Source organism: Marinobacterium profundum (assembly GCF_001528745.1).
GTDB lineage: Bacteria > Pseudomonadota > Gammaproteobacteria > Pseudomonadales > Balneatricaceae > Marinobacterium_A > Marinobacterium_A profundum.
Map to the genome: position 1 here is coordinate 1 of NZ_BCNS01000025.1, position 2,270 is coordinate 2,270.

At 59.6% G+C, this 2,270-nt stretch carries 2 protein-coding genes; both read left to right on the top strand.

The annotated features are described in order from the left end of the window. The coding region (locus MPRO_RS02025) for a sulfite exporter TauE/SafE family protein (protein WP_067286353.1) at positions 1-746 on the top strand (746 nt) is incomplete at its 5' end. A 169-nt stretch (positions 747-915) separates the two neighbouring features. Further along, complete coding sequence (locus tag MPRO_RS02030; protein ID WP_067286355.1) at positions 916-2,115, top strand: CynX/NimT family MFS transporter; 1,200 nt, start codon at positions 916-918, stop codon at positions 2,113-2,115. Positions 2,116-2,270: the final 155 nt, after the last annotated feature.

Below are 2,270 nucleotides of genomic sequence, written 5' to 3' on the forward strand. Positions count from 1 at the left end.
CCAATGGCCTTTCCGCCCTCGCAGGTGGCGGAGCCGGCCTGCTGCAACTACCGGTGTTACTGTTTCTGGGACTGAGTTTCAGCGTGGCGCTGGCAACCCACAAGATTGCCAGCGTGGCACTGGGACTCGGCGCAACCCTGCGCCATCTGCGCGAAGGCCACCTGGAACCACGTTTCTGTGGCTACATTCTTGCCTGCGGCCTCCCCGGCGTGGTGCTGGGCGCCTGGAGTGTACTCAAGCTGCCCGAAGCCTGGACGTTGCTCGCACTGGGATTGCTCACCTGCGCCCTGGGAATTTACTCCGGCTGTAAAAAGCAGCTTGGCATGACGTTCGAGCCTCGCAATCGTGACCGCCGCGGCCTGATCATTGGCGGCATAGGCCTGCTACTGATTGGCATCCTCAACGGCTCTCTGACCTCAGGCACAGGACTCTTCGTGACTATCTGGCTGGTGCGCTGGTTCGGCTTCGACTACCAGCGCGCCGTTAGCTATGTGCTGGTATTGGTCGGGCTCTTCTGGAACGGTCTGGGCGCCCTTACAATCAGTCTGCAACAAGCGCCACAATGGCCCTGGCTGCCAGCATTGCTACTCGGTGCCCTTATTGGCGCCTACTTCGGCGCTCACCTCTCCATCGCCAAGGGCAACAAGCTGGTCAAACGCGCCTTCGAAACGCTGACCATCCTGGTAGGCATCAAGCTGACTGGGGACGCGCTTTCCCTGCTGCACCTGTTGCCTGTCATCGATTAGACGCACGAAAAGTACAACAGACTGTTCGATTTTCGCCCTGTTTCGGTGCGTACCAAAATGGCACAATTGCTGCCGATCGGATTCATCAGAATCCGGCCCGCTACGCCCGGCCTCATTCTTCAGGCTGCTCTTCAAAGCACAGCGGCACCCCAATTTCGCGGAGACATGGATGACATTAATCAAAGGCCCCTTTGACGGCCGCAGATGGGCCTTTTTCCTTGCCGTCCTCGCTATTATCGTAGCGGCCGGAAATCTGCGTGGCGGCCTGGTAGTGGTAGGGCCACTGGTCGCCGACATCCGTGCCAGCCTCGACCTGTCCGCCAGTGAATTCAGTCTGCTGACTGCTCTGCCACTGATCTGTTTCGGCCTGGTCTCCGGCTGCGTTCCAGCCCTGGCCCGGCGCATGCGCGCTCCCATGCTGGTGATCATGGCACTGCTGCTCATTGCCGCGGGCGCGAGCCTGCGCACCACCAGCTTATTTGGTCTTGTACTCACAGGCACACTGCTGCTGGGCAGTGCCATCGCCTTGCTCAACGTGCTGATTCCAGGGCTGGTAAAGGGCTACTTCCCGCGCCAGATCGGTCTGATGACCGGGCTCTACTCGGTCGCTCTCACCTTGGGTGCAGGGCTCGGTGTTTATCTCGCCGTCCCGCTGCGCGATGCCTTTGATGCCTGGCAGGCACCTCTGCTATTTTGGGCGTTGCTGCCCCTGCTGTGCCTGCCGCTGTGGCTCTATATGTTGCGGGTCCGCATCCAGGAGGCCCCCGGCCCCAGTGCAAGAGTCACCCTCTGGCGCGACCCGACCGCCTGGGCGTTGACAATATTTATGGGCCTGCAGTCCTTTTTCTTTTATTCCGTCGCCACCTGGCTGCCCAAGATACTGATGGATGCAGGCCTTGAAGATCACGACGCCGGCTTCGCCACCTCCATGATCAACCTGGCAGGTATTCCGGCCAACCTGCTCACACCCATGATCGCCGCCCGCATGAAGGATCAGCGTCCACTCGCTCTGCTGGTGTTTGTATTAGCCATGGCGGGACTTTGCGGCCTCTGGCTGGCGCCAACCGCAGCGCCTATATTCTGGGCCGCCCTGCTGGGGCTTAGTGGCTCGGCGTCTCTTAGTTATGTACTGGCACTATTCGGCCTGCGTACCCGGAGCCATGTTGAAGCCACCTCACTATCGGCGATGGCACAGTCCATCGGCTACCTGCTGGCAGCAACCGGGCCTGTGATGCTCGGCCTGGTGAATGACTGGATGAACAACTGGAGCGGCGCCCTGCTGCTTTTGATGCTGCTGCAACTAATACAATTCGGCTGCGGCTGGTACGCCGGGCGCCCGGGCTTTGTCATGCCCGATCAAAGCAGGTGAAGCCTTTGCCGACTTAAACAGCGTTAGCTGCCCACAGGGCAAGCTACAGGGATGTAGCTTGTGAATAGTGGTTCTATTTAACGCAAAACAGCACAAAAAACAGCCAAACTCAGGTGGCTCGCAGTAGGTTGAGTATTGTCGGACAGCCTCCTAGG